At 41.2% G+C, this 19445-nt stretch carries 18 protein-coding genes and 1 other RNA gene; 12 read left to right on the top strand and 7 right to left on the bottom strand.

Going from position 1 to position 19445, the window contains the following annotated elements; all coding sequences use genetic code 11:
* On the bottom strand, nucleotides 1-623 hold a 623-nt coding region (locus WAM07_RS14535), incomplete at its 3' end, for a 1-phosphofructokinase family hexose kinase (protein WP_422167972.1).
* The gene (locus WAM07_RS14530; RefSeq protein ID WP_422167970.1) at nucleotides 620-1369 is read right to left on the bottom strand and encodes a DeoR/GlpR family DNA-binding transcription regulator; all 750 of its coding nucleotides are present in this window, start codon (nucleotides 1367-1369) and stop codon (nucleotides 620-622) included. The genes WAM07_RS14530 and WAM07_RS14535, both read right to left, overlap by 4 nt.
* 271 nt (nucleotides 1370-1640) lie before the next feature.
* On the opposite strand from WAM07_RS14530, the gene secG reads away from it, so the two are divergent.
* From secG to rnr, 3 genes are all read left to right on the top strand, one after another.
* The gene (gene secG, locus WAM07_RS14525; RefSeq protein ID WP_422167968.1) at nucleotides 1641-1874 is read left to right on the top strand and encodes a preprotein translocase subunit SecG; all 234 of its coding nucleotides are present in this window, start codon (nucleotides 1641-1643) and stop codon (nucleotides 1872-1874) included.
* A gap of 194 nt (nucleotides 1875-2068) precedes the next feature.
* Nucleotides 2069-2812 (top strand): alpha/beta hydrolase, encoded by a 744-nt coding sequence (locus WAM07_RS14520; protein ID WP_422167966.1) that lies wholly within the window; start codon nucleotides 2069-2071, stop codon nucleotides 2810-2812.
* Nucleotides 2813-2853: 41 nt separating this feature from the next.
* On the top strand, nucleotides 2854-5142 hold the full coding sequence (rnr, locus tag WAM07_RS14515) for a ribonuclease R (RefSeq protein ID WP_422167964.1): 2289 nt from the start codon (nucleotides 2854-2856) through the stop codon (nucleotides 5140-5142).
* 51 nt (nucleotides 5143-5193) lie between these two features.
* Here rnr and WAM07_RS14510 read toward each other — a convergent pair whose 3' ends face one another.
* Nucleotides 5194-6048, bottom strand: coding sequence for a GNAT family N-acetyltransferase (locus WAM07_RS14510; RefSeq protein ID WP_422167962.1), 855 nt, complete (start codon nucleotides 6046-6048; stop codon nucleotides 5194-5196).
* A gap of 156 nt (nucleotides 6049-6204) precedes the next feature.
* Between WAM07_RS14510 and smpB the strand changes: the two genes are divergently transcribed.
* From smpB to dhaM, 7 genes are all read left to right on the top strand, one after another.
* Nucleotides 6205-6669 carry an SsrA-binding protein SmpB gene (gene smpB / locus WAM07_RS14505; RefSeq protein ID WP_422167960.1) on the top strand — a complete coding sequence of 155 codons (465 nt, stop codon included), beginning with the start codon at nucleotides 6205-6207 and terminating at the stop codon, nucleotides 6667-6669.
* 99 nt (nucleotides 6670-6768) lie between these two features.
* Nucleotides 6769-7131, top strand: a transfer-messenger RNA (tmRNA) gene (gene ssrA, locus WAM07_RS14500).
* A 392-nt stretch (nucleotides 7132-7523) separates the two neighbouring features.
* On the top strand, nucleotides 7524-8354 hold the full coding sequence (locus WAM07_RS14495; RefSeq protein WP_422167958.1) for an MIP/aquaporin family protein: 831 nt from the start codon (nucleotides 7524-7526) through the stop codon (nucleotides 8352-8354).
* Between the two features lie 19 nt (nucleotides 8355-8373).
* On the top strand, nucleotides 8374-9867 hold the full coding sequence (gene glpK, locus WAM07_RS14490) for a glycerol kinase GlpK (protein ID WP_422167957.1): 1494 nt from the start codon (nucleotides 8374-8376) through the stop codon (nucleotides 9865-9867).
* Nucleotides 9868-9950: 83 nt separating this feature from the next.
* A complete protein-coding gene (dhaK, locus tag WAM07_RS14485) occupies nucleotides 9951-10946 on the top strand; it encodes a dihydroxyacetone kinase subunit DhaK (protein WP_422167974.1) in 996 nt (331 codons plus the stop codon).
* Between the two features lie 15 nt (nucleotides 10947-10961).
* Nucleotides 10962-11582 carry a dihydroxyacetone kinase subunit DhaL gene (gene dhaL / locus WAM07_RS14480; RefSeq protein ID WP_422167955.1) on the top strand — a complete coding sequence of 207 codons (621 nt, stop codon included), beginning with the start codon at nucleotides 10962-10964 and terminating at the stop codon, nucleotides 11580-11582.
* A 4-nt stretch (nucleotides 11583-11586) separates the two neighbouring features.
* The gene (gene dhaM, locus WAM07_RS14475) at nucleotides 11587-11961 is read left to right on the top strand and encodes a dihydroxyacetone kinase phosphoryl donor subunit DhaM (RefSeq protein ID WP_422167954.1); all 375 of its coding nucleotides are present in this window, start codon (nucleotides 11587-11589) and stop codon (nucleotides 11959-11961) included.
* A 77-nt stretch (nucleotides 11962-12038) separates the two neighbouring features.
* Here dhaM and WAM07_RS14470 read toward each other — a convergent pair whose 3' ends face one another.
* The 3 genes from WAM07_RS14470 to WAM07_RS14460 all read right to left on the bottom strand — a co-directional run bounded on the left by WAM07_RS14470 (nucleotide 12039) and on the right by WAM07_RS14460 (nucleotide 14522).
* On the bottom strand, nucleotides 12039-12977 hold the full coding sequence (locus tag WAM07_RS14470) for an arginine deiminase family protein (RefSeq protein ID WP_422167952.1): 939 nt from the start codon (nucleotides 12975-12977) through the stop codon (nucleotides 12039-12041).
* A 52-nt stretch (nucleotides 12978-13029) separates the two neighbouring features.
* The gene (locus WAM07_RS14465; RefSeq protein ID WP_422167950.1) at nucleotides 13030-13776 is read right to left on the bottom strand and encodes a YqcI/YcgG family protein; all 747 of its coding nucleotides are present in this window, start codon (nucleotides 13774-13776) and stop codon (nucleotides 13030-13032) included.
* Nucleotides 13777-13901: 125 nt separating this feature from the next.
* A complete protein-coding gene (locus WAM07_RS14460) occupies nucleotides 13902-14522 on the bottom strand; it encodes a spore coat protein (RefSeq protein ID WP_422167948.1) in 621 nt (206 codons plus the stop codon).
* 202 nt (nucleotides 14523-14724) lie between these two features.
* Here WAM07_RS14460 and WAM07_RS14455 point away from each other — a divergent pair, with 202 nt between their 5' ends.
* Nucleotides 14725-15327 carry a YpjP family protein gene (locus WAM07_RS14455; RefSeq protein ID WP_422167946.1) on the top strand — a complete coding sequence of 201 codons (603 nt, stop codon included), beginning with the start codon at nucleotides 14725-14727 and terminating at the stop codon, nucleotides 15325-15327.
* A 654-nt stretch (nucleotides 15328-15981) separates the two neighbouring features.
* Here the strand turns inward: WAM07_RS14455 and murB are convergent.
* Nucleotides 15982-16902: a UDP-N-acetylmuramate dehydrogenase gene (murB, locus tag WAM07_RS14450; RefSeq protein ID WP_422167944.1), complete on the bottom strand. Its 921-nt coding sequence runs from the start codon at nucleotides 16900-16902 to the stop codon at nucleotides 15982-15984.
* A gap of 393 nt (nucleotides 16903-17295) precedes the next feature.
* On the opposite strand from murB, the gene ilvD reads away from it, so the two are divergent.
* Complete coding sequence (gene ilvD / locus WAM07_RS14445; protein ID WP_422167942.1) at nucleotides 17296-18993, top strand: dihydroxy-acid dehydratase; 1698 nt, start codon at nucleotides 17296-17298, stop codon at nucleotides 18991-18993.
* Nucleotides 18994-19445 lie beyond the last annotated feature (452 nt).

Genomic DNA, 19445 nt, shown 5'->3' with positions numbered 1-19445 from the left:
TCTGCAAGCTTTTTCCCATAATGCGCAGCCTTTTCCATAGAATCAATGCTTACATTAAATAGTTCACCCAACTCATGGTGGTTCGGTTTAAGCAAATAGATAGGGCGGCCGATGAGCTGCTTTAATGCTTTTCCAGAAGTATCGACGGCTAATTTAGTACCATTCTTGCTGCATACGTCTGCAATGGTTATATAAAAATCTTCTGGTAAAGAAGATGGCACGCTCCCCGCAAGTATCAGTGTGTCCTCATTAGTCAAAGTTCGAACCTGCTCCATAAGTTCTTCCTGATGCTTAGAGGAAAGTATGGGGCCTGGCCCATTAATCTCCGATTCTTGCTGGCTTTTTAACTTTACATTCACTCTTGTATTTTGCTCGGTATCGATAAATTGATGATTAATTTCCTCGTTATTCAAAAAGTCTTTAACAAATTCACCTGTAAACCCGCCTGTAAAACCAAGGGCAATTGTTTTAACCCCTAGTCTTGCCATTACCCGGGAAACGTTAATACCTTTTCCGCCAGGATAGTAGAACGTCTGGCTTGCACGGTTCAGGTCTCCAGGCTTGAATTCGTCCACATTCATTACATAATCAATGGACGGATTCAGTGTGCACGTGTAAATCATGCGGTCACAACCTTTATATTAGTTTTTTCTTTGTAATCGTTTAAGTACAGTCCTTCATAATTTGTCAAAATGTAAGCATCATCGAGATTTGCAAATTTTCCGAAGGATATTTCTTCAAACTTGGAATGGTCAGCTAAAACATAGCGTTCTTGAGATAAAGATAAAGCTGTGCTTTTAATGGCAGCTTCTTCAGGATCTGGTGTAGAAAAACCTTCCCTTAAGGAGATACCGTTGGTCCCCATAAAGCACTGATCAAATCGGTATTGTTGAAGGTTCTGCATGGCCACTGTGCCAATGACGGCTCTTGTCCGATGCTTTACATAACCGCCAACTACATAAGTTTTAATTTGATACTCAGTGAGTTTATCGAGTTGATCGAGCCCATTTGTGACTACTGTAATGTCCTTACCATATAAATAAGAAATCATTTCGTAGGTTGTGGAGCCTGCATCGAGAAAAATGCAATCACCGTCTCTGACGAGTGAAGCAGCATAGCTGGCAATAGCATTTTTTTCTTTATGGTACTTTGTGATTTTTTCCCCCATGCTTGGCTCGTCGCTTGCTGAAGCTCTTAGAGATGCTCCCCCATGGACCCTGCGAAGTAGACCTTCCTGCTCCAATTGGTCTAAGTCACGTCGAATCGTGGATTCGGATGCTCCTGTTGATTGCACTAGATCTTTAATTTTCGCCGTATGATATTTTTTGACGGTTTCTAAAATGATCTGATGTCGTTCGGGAGTCAGCATAGGCATCTCTCCTTTCTTTATCTCAATACCTATAATAAAGAAAACCCTTACATAAATCAAGCAAAAACGATCAAAAATTATCAAAAACAATCAATTTCTTCAATAACCCTTCAACTTATCCTTCCACGCTTTAAATGATCTATCCTGTAAAGACATGGACAATCAACTCTAGAAGAGGCAGGTCGAGGGGTTAAATTTTCTTGATGCTATAATGGTTTTATGCTACATTTAATCTAGTGATTTGTACGTTCATAGGAGGTGTTGGCACAACATGGAAACACTCGCGATAACTTTATTGACTATTGATACAATAGCTTTAATTGTTCTAGTTCTGTTGCAATCAGGGAAAAGTGCCGGACTATCAGGAGCTATATCTGGTGGAGCGGAGCAATTGTTCGGTAAGCAAAAGGCTAGGGGAATTGATGCTGTATTGCATAAAGCTACAGTCGTAACAGGTGTCTTATTTTTTGTCCTGGCTTTCTTGTCAGCCTATATTTTGGGTTAAAGAATGCGAAAGTAGAACCGCGCTGATCTCTTAGCGCGGTTTTTTATTATGATCGATAAGTATTTACACGAAGAGTATAATTTGTCATATAAGCTCAAAAAAAGAACCCGGGAGCTAATTTTGGTAAGCTGAACACAGTATTATAAGAATGAAAATTGGAAATAAGGAAATAGATGAAGTAAGGAGAGAATGACATGAAAATTAAACAGCCACAACCTTTTACGTTTGAAGAAGGAGAGCGCGCGGTATTATTATTACATGGTTTTACCGGACATTCCGCTGATGTCCGTATGCTCGGAAGATTTTTACAAAAGCACGGATACACGAGTCACGGTCCGATATACCGAGGTCATGGTAAAGAATTGGAAGCTTTAATTGATGCAAGACCAGAAGATTGGTGGACGGATGTAAAAGCTTCCTTAGACCATCTGCGAGATCTTGGTTATCAAAAAATAGCCGTGGCTGGTCTGTCTCTTGGAGGAGTGCTGGGGTTGAAGCTTGCTTATTCGGAGCCGATAAAAGGTTTAGTTACCATGTGCTCGCCTATGTTTTTTGATAACGAAAAGCAGTTGACCCAGGGCTTTGAAGCGAAAGCCCGGCAGTACAAGCAGCTTGAGGGCAAAGACCAGGAAACAATTAATGAAGAAGTAGATGAATTATTAAACGATTCAGAAGAAATGTTTAAGCAATTAGGCGGATTTATCAACGAAGTTCATGATGAAGTGGATCAGATTTACACACCAACGTTTGTAGTACAAGCAGAAAAAGATGAAATGATTAACAAAGACAGCGCAAACTATATTTATGAACAAGTGGAATCCAACCATAAAGACATTAAATGGTACAAAAACTCTGGTCATGTCATTACAATGGGTAAAGAAAAGGAACAGCTGCATGAGGATATCCTCGAATTTCTTGAATCATTGGACTGGTCCTAATATCAGAGTTTTGACCTTTACTATTAGAGGAGGTTAGACAATTGAGCACAGATTTAAAACAACAAATATTAGCATTTTTTAAAGAAACTGCATCTAAGCCATTATCTGTACAAGAATTAGAAGATACAATGGATTTAGAGGACGGCAATGAATTTAAAGATCTTATGAAAGCATTGAATGAATTGGAAGAAGAAGGGGAACTCGTAAGAACCAGAAAGAACAGGTTCGGACTACCTGAAAAAATGAACCTTATTCGCGGCCGCATCCAGATGCATGCGAAGGGATTTGCTTTTCTCATCCCAGATGAAGAAGACAAAGATGATGTCTATCTTCATCATTCTGATCTTCATTCGGCTATGAACAATGACAAAGTAATGGTTCGAATTGAAAAAAGGGATGAACAAGGAAATCGTCCAGAAGGTACTGTGATAAGAATATTAGAACGGGCAACGACCCGAGTAGTAGGTACGTATGAATCAAGCCGTAATTTCGGTTTTGTTATAGCTGATGATAAAAGAATTCCTAATGATATATTTATTCCTAAAGGGCAGACAAACGGGGCCGCCGATGGTCATAAAGTTATTGTGAATATAACCAAATTCCCCGAAGAGCGCATGAGTGCTGAAGGGGAAATCGTAGAAATACTTGGGCATAAAAATGATCCAGGAATTGATATTATCTCCATAATTCATAAGCATGGGATTAAAGTAGATTTTCCGGATGAAGTTCTTAAGCAGGCTGGAGAAACACCAGATCAGATAAGTGAAGAGGAAATTAAGAATCGACGCGACCTTCGGGATGAAACAATTGTAACGATCGATGGTGCAGACGCTAAAGACTTGGACGATGCTGTGACAGTTAAGAAGCTTGATAATGGGAACTTTAAACTCGGAGTTCACATTGCGGACGTCACGTATTATGTGGGAGAAGGTTCTCCGATCGATAAAGAAGCTCGTGAGCGTGCTACAAGTGTTTATTTAGTAGACCGCGTAATCCCTATGATCCCGCACCGTCTGTCTAACGGGATTTGTTCACTGAACCCGCAAGTTGATCGCTTGACCTTATCCTGTGAAATGGAAATTAACAAAAGTGGCGATGTAGTAGCACACGAAATCTTTCAAAGTGTAATTAAAACCAATGAAAGAATGACCTATAGAGACGTGAATAAAATTCTTGAGGACGAAGATGAACAGCTAATTAAGAAGTATGAAAACTTAGTACCTATGTTCCGTGATATGGCTGCGCTGGCTAAAACCCTTCGCGGCAAACGTATGGACCGTGGGGCTATTGACTTTGACTTTAAAGAAGCCGGAGTCATAGTAGACGAAGAAGGTAAAGCCGTTGATGTTAAACTTAGGGAACGGTCAGTTGCGGAGCGTTTAATAGAAGAATTCATGCTTGCCGCCAACGAAACCATTGCAGAGCACTTCCACTGGATGGATGTTCCATTCATCCATAGGATTCACCAGGATCCAGATGAAGGCAAGCTTCAGAACTTCTTTGAGTTTGTAGCTAATCTTGGGTATGCAGTAAAAGGCACAGCAGATAATGTCCATCCGCAGGCTCTTCAAAAAGTCTTAGAAGAAGTGAAAGGCACACAGGAGGACATGATTATTTCAAAACTAATGCTGCGTTCGATGCAGCAGGCTAAATATGATCCTCAAAGCCTGGGCCATTTTGGTTTAGCTACAGATTACTATACACATTTCACTTCGCCGATACGCCGTTATCCCGATTTAATTGTTCACCGTCTCATTCGCACGTATCTGGTGGAAGATAAACTGGATTATAAAACTCGGAAACACTGGAAGGATCAAATGCCTGAAATTGCCAGACATTCTTCCGAGATGGAACGAGCAGCCGTTGATGCTGAACGTGAAACGGATGATTTGAAGAAAGCAGAATTCATGCAGGATAAAGTTGGGGAAGAGTTTGAAGGTGTAATCAGCTCCGTAACCAGTTTTGGTATGTTTGTAGAACTGCCTAATACCGTTGAGGGTCTCGTTCATGTGAGCTCATTAACCGATGACTACTATCATTTCCATGAGAAACAATTTGCTATGATTGGCGAACGTACTGGCAATGTATTTCGAATCGGGGATGAAGTAACTATTCGAGTAACGAATGTAAATCTTGATGAGCGTGTCGTTGATTTTGAAATTGATGGAATGAAGCCTAAAAAAGAACGTAAACGTCCCGCTCAACCTAAGCAGATTAATTCTAAAGGGCCGGATAAGAAAAAAGAAAAGAAAAAGAATAAGCAAAAGGGCAATAAACCTTTTTATAGAAATAAAGGTGTGCCGAAAAAAGGCAGTAAAAAAAAGAAGTAACATAAAAAACGCGCGAGTTGCTTCGCGCGTTTTTTTAGGCGTAGTGGAATCCTATTTCCATTTGCCGTATAACATCCATGGTTCCTGAACGTCGTAAGGAGACAAATCCGGAATTCTTTTAAAGCCTTCCGCTGAGAAATCAATCCAGCAGCCTACGTTATTAGGGTGCTGCTTCCAGTGGTGAAGAATCGTTTCAAAGAAACCAGACTGGTTATAGTGATCGTCCCAAAAATATTTCACATGGGAATAATCAAATTTTTTCGTGTCATTTTTAACGATTACGAATCGAGAAGCATCAGACTTTTGGTAAAAAGATGATTCTTCAAGATATTGATCAGTAAACAAGGCGTGATCAAAAGGTAGAGGATAGTAGCATTCAAAAGGGAAAAAAGCAGGGTCGTTTATTAAATGGAGTAGCTCCTTTTTATGCTGAAGGCTGGTTATTTCCTCCCAAACAGGGCCCGGCTTATGATCGGTTAATAGCTCCGGAGATTTCAGGGTCAAGAAATGGAGTACAGGACCTTCTTCAAGCGATAATTTCTGCAGGACTCTTCTGGCGGCAAGGTTATGGAGATGAGTATTTGCTCCTACCCAGGATACCTGAGGATCTCGGAAAAGCTGGTCTACAATTGGCTGCAGGAGTTCGGTAGCATTTCCCTTCATCAGCATCCGCCGGTCACTTCGTAAACGGCCCAACATAGCAAATTTACCGTTGCCAAATAAGCTATAGCCGCCTACTGCTAACATTTTTCCTTCTCTAAAAAGACCGAAAATCTCATGACTATCAGATTCAATTAGCCTTTCAAAAATTCGTATGACATAATCATCTTTAATTCCAGTATCCATAGCTTCAAGTGCCGGTCGGTCTTTATGTGTTAAAGGCAGGACATTCATAACTTGTTCCATTCAGGAGACTCCTTTATTGATCATTTTCCAGAATTATATTCTCATTTTTATATTAAAAAGTCCATTAATTTTGCTTCTATCTAGAATGGTGTTTGAATTGGAAACACCAGGGTTATTTGGTACAATAGATGCTGCGCACAAGAGGAGGAAAACGCTATGCCACGAGGAAATGGTAAGACAATTGCACAAAATAAAAAGGCACGTCATGATTTTACAATTGAAGAAACCTTCGAGGCCGGGATCGTTCTGCAAGGAACGGAAATCAAGTCCATACGTAATGGACGTGTGAATTTAAAAGACAGCTTTGCCCGTATTAACAATGGTGAAGTATTCTTGCATAATCTTCATATATCACCTTATGAGCAGGGAAATATCTACAATCACGATCCAACACGTATGAGAAAGTTACTGCTGCATCGAAAACAAATTAATCAATTAATTGGTCAAACCCAGCAGAAAGGGTACTCTCTAGTTCCTCTGAAAATGTATATAAAGAATGGAGTAGCGAAAGTATTGATTGGTTTAGGGAGAGGTAAGAAAAAATATGACAAACGTGAGGATTTGAAGCGTAAGCAGCAAAAACGTGAAATTGATCGTGCGATTAAGGATAGTCTGAAATAGACACTACCCTTGAAAAATGCTATAATTATGCTATAATAATAATTGTCGCTAAACGCGATGATCATTTTAGAGCTTGATGCTCTATCCTTTAATCCTAACGGGGACGTTACGGATTCGACGGGGATAGGTCGAGCTCGGGTTGCGAGTCGAGGCGACGTCTCGTTAAACGTCATTTGCCTAAATATAACTGGCGAATCTAACGATAACCTAGCTGTAGCTGCATAAGCAGTCTATAGCTGATCCTTCCTGGCATTGCCCGTGTGGCAGATGAAGGGTCTCAAACTGAAACGGGCTACGCGTTTTTCCTCCGCCTGAGGAAAAACGAAGAGACTAATCAGGCTAGCTCCTCGGAAGCCTGTTGATAGGCTGAAGAGGAAGCGAATTATAATATATCAACTACGCTTGTAGAAGCCCGAGTGCCGATATCTCCGGACGTGGGTTCGACTCCCACCGTCTCCACCAATACATAATTGGTGGTTTTTTTATTTCTTAAAATTTTTTTAAATGCTTGAGTTTGTTAGATAAACTCAAGCATTTTTTATACATAATAATTCTACCCTATACCTCTTAACTAAGTTGGGGAGAAAGGTTTCCTTCTATACTATTTTCCAGGAGAATAAATTTAATTATTCTACACGACAAAAAGCATTAAAATAGTGAAAATTAAGAAAAATATTGACAACGCTTTCACAATCAAGTAAGTTTATAACTAACAAGTTAACGTTGTGACGGAGACATGGAGACTCACACTGAACTAGTACATCCTTTGGGATACGTACGTCTTTCAGTGTGAGTCTTTTTTTTAGAACACCCGTTACCTTGTCATCTTAAATGAAGAAGGAGAGTGAAGTAACATGTCGGAATTTCTGGCGGAACTAATTGGCACCATGATTCTGATTATTTTTGGCGGTGGTGTGGTCGGTGGTGTGGTACTGAAAAATTCTAAGGCTGAAGGGGCAGGGTGGGTCGTTATAACCATTGGATGGGGACTTGCTGTAGCGATGGGAGTTTACGCTGTCGGCAGTTTTACAGGAGCCCACATTAACCCGGCAGTAACTCTAGGGTTTGCTGCTGTAGGAGAATTCCCATGGAGTAAAGTGCCGGTATATATTACAGCTCAAATGATCGGTGCTTTTATTGGTGCAGTTATTGTATTTTTGAACTACCTTCCTCACTGGAGAGACACGGAAGATCAGGGAGCAAAGCTTGCTGTTTTCTCAACCGATCCTGCTGTGCGCAGTCCATTTTCCAATTTAGTAAGTGAGATGATTGGTACCTTCGTTCTGTTGATGGGACTTATGTTTATCGGTGCGAACGAATTCACAGAAGGACTAAATCCTTTAATTGTAGGATTACTAATTGTAGCAATAGGAATGTCCCTGGGAGGTGCGACAGGATATGCCATTAATCCTGCTCGAGATCTTGGTCCGAGAATTGCTCATGCTCTTCTGCCTATCCCTAAAAAAGGCAGCTCCGATTGGGGTTACGCTTGGATACCGGTAGTTGGTCCTATTTTAGGTGGAATTTACGGAGCAGTATTTTATCGCGCCATGTTCTTAGAAGAGTTTACAGCCTTGTTTTGGGTACTTAGCGTTTTTGTAGCTATCATCTTAGTTGGTGCAGCATTCTCTGAATTGAAAAAGGAGCATACAGTTGCTGAGCAAGTAGAAGAAAAAATAAGCTAAAGTTGAAGGGGAGAACATGATGACAAACAAGTATATTTTATCAATTGACCAGGGGACGACAAGTTCACGGGCTATTTTATTCAATGAAGCTGGAACAATCGTGGAAACTGCACAAAAGGAATTTGAGCAGTTTTTTCCTAAACCGGGCTGGGTTGAACATGATGCGAATGAAATATGGACTTCCGTTCTTGCATGTATGGCAGATGTATTAAGAAAGTCAGACGTGGGGCCCGACCAAATTGCTGGAATAGGTATAACCAACCAGCGTGAAACTGCAGTGGTCTGGGATAAACACACGGGAAAACCAGTTTATAAAGCGATTGTATGGCAGTCTAGACAAACAGAGGATATTTGTAAAGAGTTAAGGGCTCAGGGTCATAATGATCTTTTCAGAGATAAGACCGGGCTTTTATTAGACCCTTATTTCTCAGGTACCAAAGTTAAATGGATACTGGATCATGTGGATGGAGCACGTGAAAAAGCTGAGAATGGGGACTTAATGTTCGGCACAATCGATACGTGGCTTGTCTACAAACTATCGGGTGGACAAACGCATATAACAGATTACTCTAATGCTTCCCGTACGCTCATGTTTAATATATATGACTTGAAGTGGGACGAAGAGCTTCTGGATATTTTAGGCGTTCCAAAGAGCATGCTGCCGGAAGTGAAACCTTCCTCAGAAGTTTATGCAAAAACGGTCGATTATCATTTCTTTGGTCATCAAGTTCCGATTGCAGGAATTGCAGGCGACCAGCAAGCGGCTCTCTTCGGACAAGCCTGCTTTGAAAAAGGGATGGCTAAGAATACGTACGGGACAGGATGCTTTATGCTGATGAACACAGGCGAAGAAGGAGTGAAATCAGAGCATGGACTTCTGACGACTCTGGCCTGGGGAATCGATGGCAAAGTTGAATATGCACTGGAAGGGAGTATCTTTGTAGCTGGTTCTGCGATTCAATGGCTGAGGGACGGGTTGAAATTGATCGAAAGTGCTCCTCAAACAGAAGATCTGGCCGTTTCTGTCGACTCTACTGACGGAGTTTATCTTGTACCTGCATTCGTTGGACTTGGTACACCTTATTGGGATAGTGATGCACGTGGAGCTGTATTTGGATTAACACGCGGAACTTCTAAGGCCCATTTTGTCCGTGCGACTTTAGAGTCACTTGCTTACCAGACGAAGGATGTACTGGATGCGATGATCGCGGATTCTGGAATTAACTTGAAAACATTGCGAGTTGACGGTGGGGCTGTGAAAAATGATTTCTTAATGCAGTTTCAGAGTGACATCCTTGGAGTTCCTGTGGAGCGGCCTGAGGTTCAGGAAACGACAGCCCTTGGAGCGGCTTATCTCGCAGGACTGGCTGTGGGTTATTGGGAAAATAAAGAAGGTATTCAAAAACAATGGAAAAATGAACGAACATTTACGGGAGACATGGAACAAGATAAACAAGACGAGCTTTATAACGGGTGGAAAAAAGCGGTAGCCGCAACAAGAGAGTACAAGTAGTCATCGGGACAGGTCTTTCTATGTAGAAGGACCTGTCCATGATGTGATTTATACGATAGTTCAATCCAGGGAGGAAGAGCATGATGAAAAAAATAATCAATGACTCGAATCAGGTCGTAACAGAAATGCTGGATGGAATTGTAGCTGCCTATCCGAATGATGTAAGACGAGTGCAGAATACGACAGTTTTAGTTAGGAAAGATGCTCCCGTAAAAGATAAAGTAGGTATTGTAAGCGGTGGAGGAAGCGGTCACGAACCAGCTCATGCGGGTTACATTGGTCAGGGAATGCTGGATGCAGCTGTAGCGGGAGAAGTGTTTACCTCACCGACCCCGGATCAGGTATTGGAAGGGATAAAAGCAATCGACGGCGGTGCCGGAGTTTTTCTTGTCATTAAGAACTATACAGGTGATGTTATGAATTTTGAGATGGCGGCAGAGCTTGCTGAAGCAGAAGGCATCGAAGTGGAGAAAGTGGTCGTTAATGATGATGTGGCAGTAGAAGACAGCTCATTTACCTCCGGGCGCCGCGGAATTGCCGGGACCGTATTTGTTCATAAAATAGTTGGGGCTAAAGCTGAGACAGGGGCTTCACTGGAAGAAATAAAAGCCACGGCTGACAAGGCGGTAGCTAATGTGCGTTCTATGGGTGTGGCTCTTAAACCGCCTGTAATGCCGGCCTCAGGTAAGCCGAATTTTGAGCTTAATGAAGATGAATTGGAAATTGGAGTCGGTATTCATGGCGAGCCAGGTACTGAAAGAAAAGCGGTTAGCTCAGCAAATGACATTGCGGTAGAATTGACGGACTTAGTACTTGAGGATTTAGGTCTTACCGGTTCAGATGAGGTAGCGGTTATGATTAATGGACTGGGAGCGTCTCCCGAAATGGAACTTTATATCGTTAATCGAAAAGTACAGGATCATCTGCACGATAAAGGAATAAACGTTTATAAGACCTACGTGGGGAATTACATGACCTCGCTTGAGATGGCAGGCTGTTCGGTCACCTTATTAAAAGTAGACCAAGAATTAAAAGAACTGCTAAATGAACCGTCCAAGGCACCAGCATTTAAAGTGTAAAAGGGAGGTATTCACATGAAGTTGGAAGTCAGCCATGCTCTAGACTGGATTCACGGGATTAACAAAAAAATTCAGGACAATAAAGATGAACTAACCTCACTGGATCAGGCTATTGGTGATGGAGACCATGGGATTAACATGTCCCGTGGCTTTCAAGAAGCAGTAAATAAAATATCTGAAGAGGAGTATTCAGATGTGTCAGGAGTCTGGAAAGACGTCGCCACCACACTGATGTCTAAAGTAGGTGGAGCTTCCGGGCCTTTATATGGCACCGTTTTTTTAAAAATGTCGACTGCAGTAAAAGGTGTAGAAAATGTTGATTTTCAAACATTCTCTTCAGCGCTGAAGGAGGCCGTAGCCGGAATTAAGCAGCGTGGAAAAGCAGAAGCGGGAGAAAAAACAATGCTCGATGTTTGGGAACCTTTGGCAGATAAAATGAGTGAAGTCCAGGATTTTGATCGTCAGCTTATCCTTGATACTGCACAATCCTCCATGGAATCAACTAAAGATCTTGTGGCAACAAAAGGACGGGCCGCTTATTTAAAAGAACGGTCAAAGGGTCATTTAGATCCAGGAGCCAGGTCCTCATACTATGTATTTGAAGCCCTTGCAGACTGTATAAAAGGAGACGAATAAAGCCATGGCACATGTTGGAATTGTACTGGTTTCCCACAGTGAAAAAGCTGCTGCGGGAATTTGTGAAATATTACAGCAGGTAGTGGGGGAGATCCCTGTGGAAGCAGCCGGGGGCTTGGAAGGTGGAGAAATTGGTACCAACTTCGAGCGGATACAAACGGCTATTCAAAACATACACAATGAAAAAGGAACCATTGTTTTTTATGATATTGGAAGTGCTCAAATGAATGCCGAGATGGCGATTGAGACACTTGGATTTGAGAACGTTCACCTTGCTTCTGCCCCGATTTTGGAAGGAGCTTATCTTGCTGCTGTGGAATCAAGTGTAGGAAAAAGTGTGGAAGAGATCTTTGCTTCACTAAATAAAGAATTTAAATAGAGGCAGTCAAGCCAGACAGGTAAGTATTCCCTGTCTGGCTTGAAGGTTTAATAGAGAAAAATTATGGGCTTGTCCATTTACCTTCTCTCCAACGGAAGAGTCATGCAGCGGATTCCTCCCCCACCTTTTTCTAATTCGGAGATCTCTATTTCAATTAGATTTTTTTTGCGCAGTTCAGGAACTTGATGAATAATCTTTTTGTTCAATTTTTTGCTTACAAGTATAGTCTCAGGATTAAGAGTAAGAAAATTAATGTCAGGAACAGTATTTTTGACTTTATCTGTCCAGATTATTGTAAATCCATGACGTACAATGAATTCATGAAACATACAGTAACGGCTTTCGCCGTCCAGAACTTCAATAGGAAAATAGCGTAGATAATTCTTAGTTAGAAGCAGTCTTTCACCTGCTACATTACAATTCATATCTAAGTGGAGTGTATCGGACCTGCGTGGCAAATCGATAACGCCAACCTCTGAAAAACCTGCTCTTCTGATTTGATGTTGTATATCATCCATAGATTCCATACTGGTCCGGAGTCCGGCATTAATTAAAACAGCATCCTCACTTAATACAATGACATCTCCATATTCTAAAGAATTCCACTTATTGTTTGCTTGCAGTGGAAATGTACGTTCATCCCACCACTTTTGGAATACACTATGGCTATGGGCATATTCAGGTTTTCTCATAGATGTACCGGCTTTGCCGGGAAGAAGTGTACGACCAAATGCGCAAGCTAAATCCCGGACAAAGATTCGGCTGATTAGCTGTTGATTAAAGTATCGGTCTTCCGGTGATAAGTATTCAGAATAATCGATAACCTGGACGCCTTCTTGTTTCATCGATTGAACCAGCGTTTCAAATTGATGAACTATTTTCGCTGGATCAAAAGGTTTAAGCCATTGAACGTTTTCAGCCGTTTGTTGATCAGGGATCTCTAAGACAGGTGGTGAACAGACTACTACCGTCTTTAATTCATCATATTCATTCCAACAGTGTATAGGCAGCTTCATGATCGGTGACTCCTTTATATATCTCTTTATACTTTTCCCTCCTGTTGAATTATCATTCCCCGGTGGAGGGAGATTGCTTACTCCCGCTGAAAGGACATTTTGGGAGAGAAGTATTGTCATCCTTTAAAAAATATTGCTTCCATTCAAGATTATCTTTCTCTCCATACCATCTTAAATCAGGATGGACGGGGGAATGATCATAGTTTTTCAGGCGCGTGCGAATAATATTCTTTAACTTTCGGCCTTGAGAGCTCTCACTATTGATCTCATCAAATACAAAGCGGGGCTGAAAGGCAAGAAGTAAATAAGGAAAAAAACGGCTTCTTCTATTTAGATGTGCTGGAGTAGCACAAAAGACAAAGTATGGTTCTCCATGAAAACAGAACTCCCAAGCGCTTTTAGCAGGATCTAAAGGTATATATTCAGGCCAGGACTTTTCGTCATGAGCATGAATATTATTTAAGATCTTCCAAAAGAGAGACTGGTAGTATTCTATATCCCCTTCCTGTTTTTCTGTGTTGAAGAATAGAACAAGGGATGCATATTTTCCAGTGTCTCTAGAAACTTCACTGTATTGTCTTAAATATTCAGCTGCTTGATTACAAGCATGAGGTGAGTCTGGACTATCTGCAAAACCAAAGCGGAGGGAGTCAGAGTTAAACCCCTGTTTACCTGGGACACAAGGATAGAGGTGTTCTTTTTCATTCATCATGTTAGAAAAATCTTTAAAGGCGCTTTGTTTCCACGTGGTTAAATGGGGTCCATGTTCCTCTATCCAGGTTTTCGTTAATAATTTCACTTGCAGGCCCTCCTTAAAAGTAGGTTACAAGTAGCATATTTAAGGAAGAGAAGAAGTGTGTTTGTCTAGAGGAGATGAAAAAAAGCTGGAGTGTAAGAAATCGGGCTCCAGCTTTCTTGCTGTTATTAATGAGTTTGTGATGGAGCAGGCTGATAGCTTTGAAGCATTTGGTTCATATCCTGCTGGTTTAACTGAGGGACTTGGTAGTATCCATTTTTATTTTGATAAAGGAATATTTCATAACTCATCTCAATGAAGTTAGGGACACTGTCAGAAATGACACGACGAAGAACAGGGTTTGTCATTTCGAGTGCCGTCATGGTTAGTAGAGAAGCTAACGATTTAGTTTGGCCCAGCATATAAGCAGATAACCCCTGATCAGAAAGCTCATTAACGGACTGGTTTGGCTTTTTAGGCTGCCCAGGTTTCAAACCATATACGGCATTGTTGTTCTGTTGCATCTTATATTGCTGGGTAGGCATTTTTGGATCCTGCCCAGTTTGAAAGCTTTGGACAACAGTATTGTACATCTGGGTAACGAAAGTGGATTGACGGTGTAAAATGTCTTTTAGTTCCTGATCTTGAATGTGTTGATCATACATCTGATATTGATCCAGCATGCTGATCACACCAGCTATCACCTCGTGAGCGTCGAACAATTCATGACCGCCATGATTTTGATTCTGATTCGGGGCCATATTAGGCTGCATTGCCTTATTTGATTGCGTTTGATTTTGAGATTGCATGACTTTTCCTCCAGTTAATAATATAGTAGGTTTCACCTTTAAGGATGCCCCTCGATAGAGAAACCATGTACATAAAAGTCAAATAGCTGAACACTTATTCTGATCGTCATTAAATATTCGAAATTGTTTGCGTTTTCATATAGACTTTCCTGTTTGAAATGATAAAATCTAAGAGGAGCCTATATAAAGGAGCTAATTTTTTATGAAATTATGGGGCAGAAAAATATTTGTTATATTAATATCCGTACTTACGTTAGGTTTATATATACCTCCTACAGAACTTGCTGCTGAGTCAGCGGAAAATGAAATGACTTCAGAAGATGCTAATGATGAAAAAGAGATACCTCTATCTATTGAGGAAATACCTCTTACTGAGGAAAGTTCTAAGGAATCAGAAAAGCCGGATGAAGATCCGTTTGATATCATTATGGCACAGGCTAAAGAACAAACGATTACAAAAATGGGACCTAAAATACTCGATAAAATAGATGCTGAAATGACGGAAGAAATTCTTCCTAAAATTGAAGAAGTCGTGGAGATGCTTCTTACAAGAGCTGATGAACAAGCTCCCTATTATGAAATAACAGAGCAGCTTACTCCGGGATATGGAGAGAAAATCTTTAACTTATACAATCATCGAACCAATGAAGAAGAGGCCCGCTTCCACGTCCGTCGTGATAAACGGCCTGGTGAAGGATACTGGTTCAACTTTCATTATCACTTAAGCGAAGACAACTTTACCAAACACCACTTTATTGGAGAAATTTACTGGGAGAAAAACACTCCTCCTAAATGGATGTCATAAGAGATATTCAAACGGCCCTGTCTGCAGGGCCGTTTTTTTACCCTTATTCCGCATTCAATTCCCTCTTTAAGCGATGTATCGAAGACCCTCGGTAAGGCGCAGATAAATGCCTACCCCTTTCTGTTGGAAACTGGGATTGTCCAAATTGTTATTCTCGTCGCGACAGGGGTACAAACGTAAGCTTGAATGTACTGAAGGAAGTCCTAAGAATTCTTCCAACCGTCGGTGCGACGGCGGGGTTAGCCTAATCATCCGAACAAACCGTTAGATTTGTGCTCTTAGGAATCTAGCCCTTCAAGGAGTGTCAGCGAGTAAGTTGGGGTAGTTCAAATGGTATATTCGCTGCCTGCAGTAGAAGAGGATAAATTTGCTTCCTTTGACTGAGTGCTCTATTCCAGAGTGACAACTTGAACCTTTCCTCATGAATGATTATCAAAAGGGTTTTGTTCTCTACTATGAGCAAATCTTTTTTCAATGACTGGGGATTACCATAAAGTAAGTAGTGAGAACCAGAGCAGGCAATGGAAGGGTTTCTTTGGCTTGTTCAACTAGAAGAGGACGGACCAAATGGGAAGTTTTTCAGGGATCATGAGGAGCTGGAGTTTTAAAGGAATAATTAAAAAGGATTCAGTCCACAGACTGAATCCTTTTTAGTTAATCAGTGTCTTCACCAATGATTCGTACTTCTCTCTCTAAATCTACGCCAAATTTATCCTTCACAGTTCGTTGGACATGTTCGATTAAAGAAATGTAATCCGTAGTGGAGGCATTATTTTTATTAACAATGAATCCGGCGTGTTTTGTTGAAACCTCAGCTCCGCCAATATTTGTTCCTTGGAGTTTACTATCCTGAATTAGTTTACCGGCAAAATATCCGGGCGGACGCTTGAATACACTGCCGCACGAAGGATATTCAAGAGGCTGTTTGGATTCCCTTTTAAACGTTAAATCATCCATAATAGCTTTAATATCTTCATAAGATGCAGGCTTTAAGTTGAAGGTGGCTTCGAGTACAATATCTCCATTTTCAGGAATGTTACTCGTACGATAATCAAGGTTCAATTCGGAAGCCAGTCTTTTCACAAGGTTACCTTCTTTATCTACTACATAGGCATAATCCAGGACATCCTTAATTTCACCGCCGTAAGCTCCTGCATTCATATACAATGCACCGCCAACCGTCCCTGGTATACCACAGGCAAACTCAAGTCCTGAAAGACTCTGATTTAAGGCGTACCTGGAGGCGTCAATGATCCTTGCACCGCTTTGAGCGACTACGGTATTGCCTTCAGAGGATATATCGTTTAAGTGTTTTAAATTAATAACAATTCCACGAATTCCTCCATCTTTAATAATCAGGTTGGAACCGTTCCCAAGCAGAGTAAAAGGAATATTATCTTCGTTGGATAGCTTGACTACGTTCTGAACTTCTTGAAAAGTAGTCGGAGTAATGAAAAAATCAGCTTTGCCTCCAAGTTTCGTATATAAGTGGTCTTTTAACCTCTCATTAACCTTCACGTTGTCTTTTTTAACAAGCTTTAATAATTTATTATAGATTTTTTCTTTAGTTTCCATGAACACCAGTCCCATTTAAAGTTGTTTTTCTATTCTCCTGCCTTTAATCCCTTAAATAAATTGAAGGGTTAAAGGATAAACTTATCTACACATAGTTTATGTCAATTGGGTAAAAAGTTTACAAAGTCATGTACGTTCCGTATTTACCACATGCTCCTTATTTTATCATACTTTGAGAATGAAATTTGTAATGAATTCTTGAAGAATGTGTGCAGATTATGATGGTTTACCAAATTATTCATCAAATGTGGAGTAGTACAAAAAAGAAAGCGCTTTACGTTAAAAGAAAGTTTTATATTTTCAGAAAAATCATTGCCTTTACTCATCCTAGTTAGTATCATCATAATAAGTTGTTTCAAAAATCGACAAACAAAAAGATAAGGGGTGCAGGAGATGGATCAATCCAAAAAAGATCTAAGAATTAATAGTAAAGTCATCAGTGAAGGAGTTAATCGTGTCCCTAACCGTTCTATGCTTAGAGCTGTAGGTTTTACGGACGAGGACTTCAAAAAGCCGATGATTGGAATTGCAAGTACATGGAGTGAGGTTACACCTTGCAACGTACATATTGATCGGCTGGCTCGCGAAGCCAAGGATGGCGCCCGCGATAATGGCGGAGCTCCAATGATTTTTAACACGATTACGGTTTCCGATGGAATTGCTATGGGACATGAAGGAATGTTCTACTCTCTTCCAAGCCGTGAAGTAATTGCAGATTCAATTGAAACCGTGACGAATGCTGAACGTCTCGATGGTATTGTGGCGATTGGAGGGTGTGATAAAACCACCCCTGGATGTTTAATGTCCATAGGACGTATGAATATTCCTTCTGTCTATGTATATGGAGGGACCATTCAACCAGGTAAGCTGAATGGGGAGGATATTGATATCGTATCTTCTTTTGAAGCCGTGGGTAAGTATCATGAAGGTCAGATTAATGATGAAGAACTTCATAAGGTAGAGTGTAATGCTTGTCCAGGTGCAGGTGCATGCGGAGGAATGTATACTGCCAATACAATGGCTTCAGCCGTAGAGGCTCTTGGAATGAGTATTCCGGGTTCTTCTTCAACACCTGCTGTGAATGATTATAAAGAGCAAGAGTGTAAACAAGCTGGAGAATTAGTGGTAGATCTATTAGAAAAAGGCATTTACCCTAGAGATATTATGACTAAAGAGGCATTCGAAAACGCGATTACAGTCGTAATGGCTTTAGGAGGATCCACGAACGCTTTCCTACACCTGCTTGCGATGGCTCATTCGGCGGGAGTAGATTTGTCATTGGATGATTTTGAAAGAGTACGCCAGGAGGTTCCTCATATAGCTGATATGAAACCAAGTGGAAAATATGTCATGCAGGATCTTTATGAAAGTGGTGGCGTTCCAGCCGTTATGAAGCTTCTACATGAAAACGGACTCTTGAATGGAGATTGCCTCACAGTTACAGGCAAAACTGTGGCTGAAAACCTCGCAGAAGCTCCAGCATTAAAAGAAGGTCAGAAAGTGATTCTTCCGCTGGATAAACCGATTAAGCCAAACGGACCGCTCGTAGTGCTCAAAGGAAACCTTGCACCTGAAGGGGCGGTCGCAAAAATGTCTGGTCAAAAGATCAGCCGATTTGAAGGACCTGCTCGGGTTTATGATAGTGAAGCAGATGCTACACAGGCAATCGTAGATGACGAAATTAAAGAGGGAGACGTGCTCGTCATCCGTAATGTTGGTCCTAGAGGCGGTCCAGGAATGCCGGAAATGCTATCCATTACAGCTATGATCGTTGGAAAAGGGCTTGGAGGTAAAGTGGCCTTACTTACAGATGGACGTTTCTCAGGGGGATCACATGGTTTCGTGATTGGACACGTAGCTCCGGAAGCAGCCCTTGGAGGACCTATTGGTATTCTGAAGGAAGGAGACACGATTACGATCGATAGTGACGTGCAGCAAATTAACTTTGATGTGTCTGATGAAGAATTTAAACGCAGAAAACAAGAATGGCAAAAACCTGCACTTAAATACAAAACAGGTATCTTAGCGAAATATGCTAAATTAGTGTCTTCTTCAGCCAAAGGAGCAGTAACAGACGCAGACTTGGAATAATATTTTTTTGAAAGGGCGGCTTTGTAAGCTGCCCTTTTTTATAATATTTGCCACTGTTAAACTTTGGTGTTACTTGATAAAAGCCTTATTAAGCAATAGGGCTGTTATCTGTAAGACTCAGTTTCGAGATATTTTGTAGAGAAAGGTTCTCCAGGGAACGGCTCGCTTTCCGCGGGAATGTGGTGAGCTTCCTCAGGCTTGCCTTCCGGGATCTCACCGATCATGTGCATCCCGCAGGAGTCTTCACCGTTCCCTTCTGCCCCTTTGCGATTATTGAGCGCTCAAAATCCTCTACGTATATACCTCCACATGAGGAAAAATGACCTATGATCAACGTTAATTCCGAGTCTGTCCAGGGGGATAAACGCCGCTATAGAAGCATTTAGGACGATTTCAGGTTTCCCGTTTTTCCTATTAGCAGGGGTCCGTTCACAAGAAATCGCAGGGCTGGT

The organism is Halobacillus sp. (assembly GCF_049282395.1).
GTDB lineage: Bacteria > Bacillota > Bacilli > Bacillales > Halobacillaceae > Halobacillus.
Note: the sequence above shows the minus strand (reverse complement) of the source record. Positions and strands in the feature narration are given on the sequence as shown.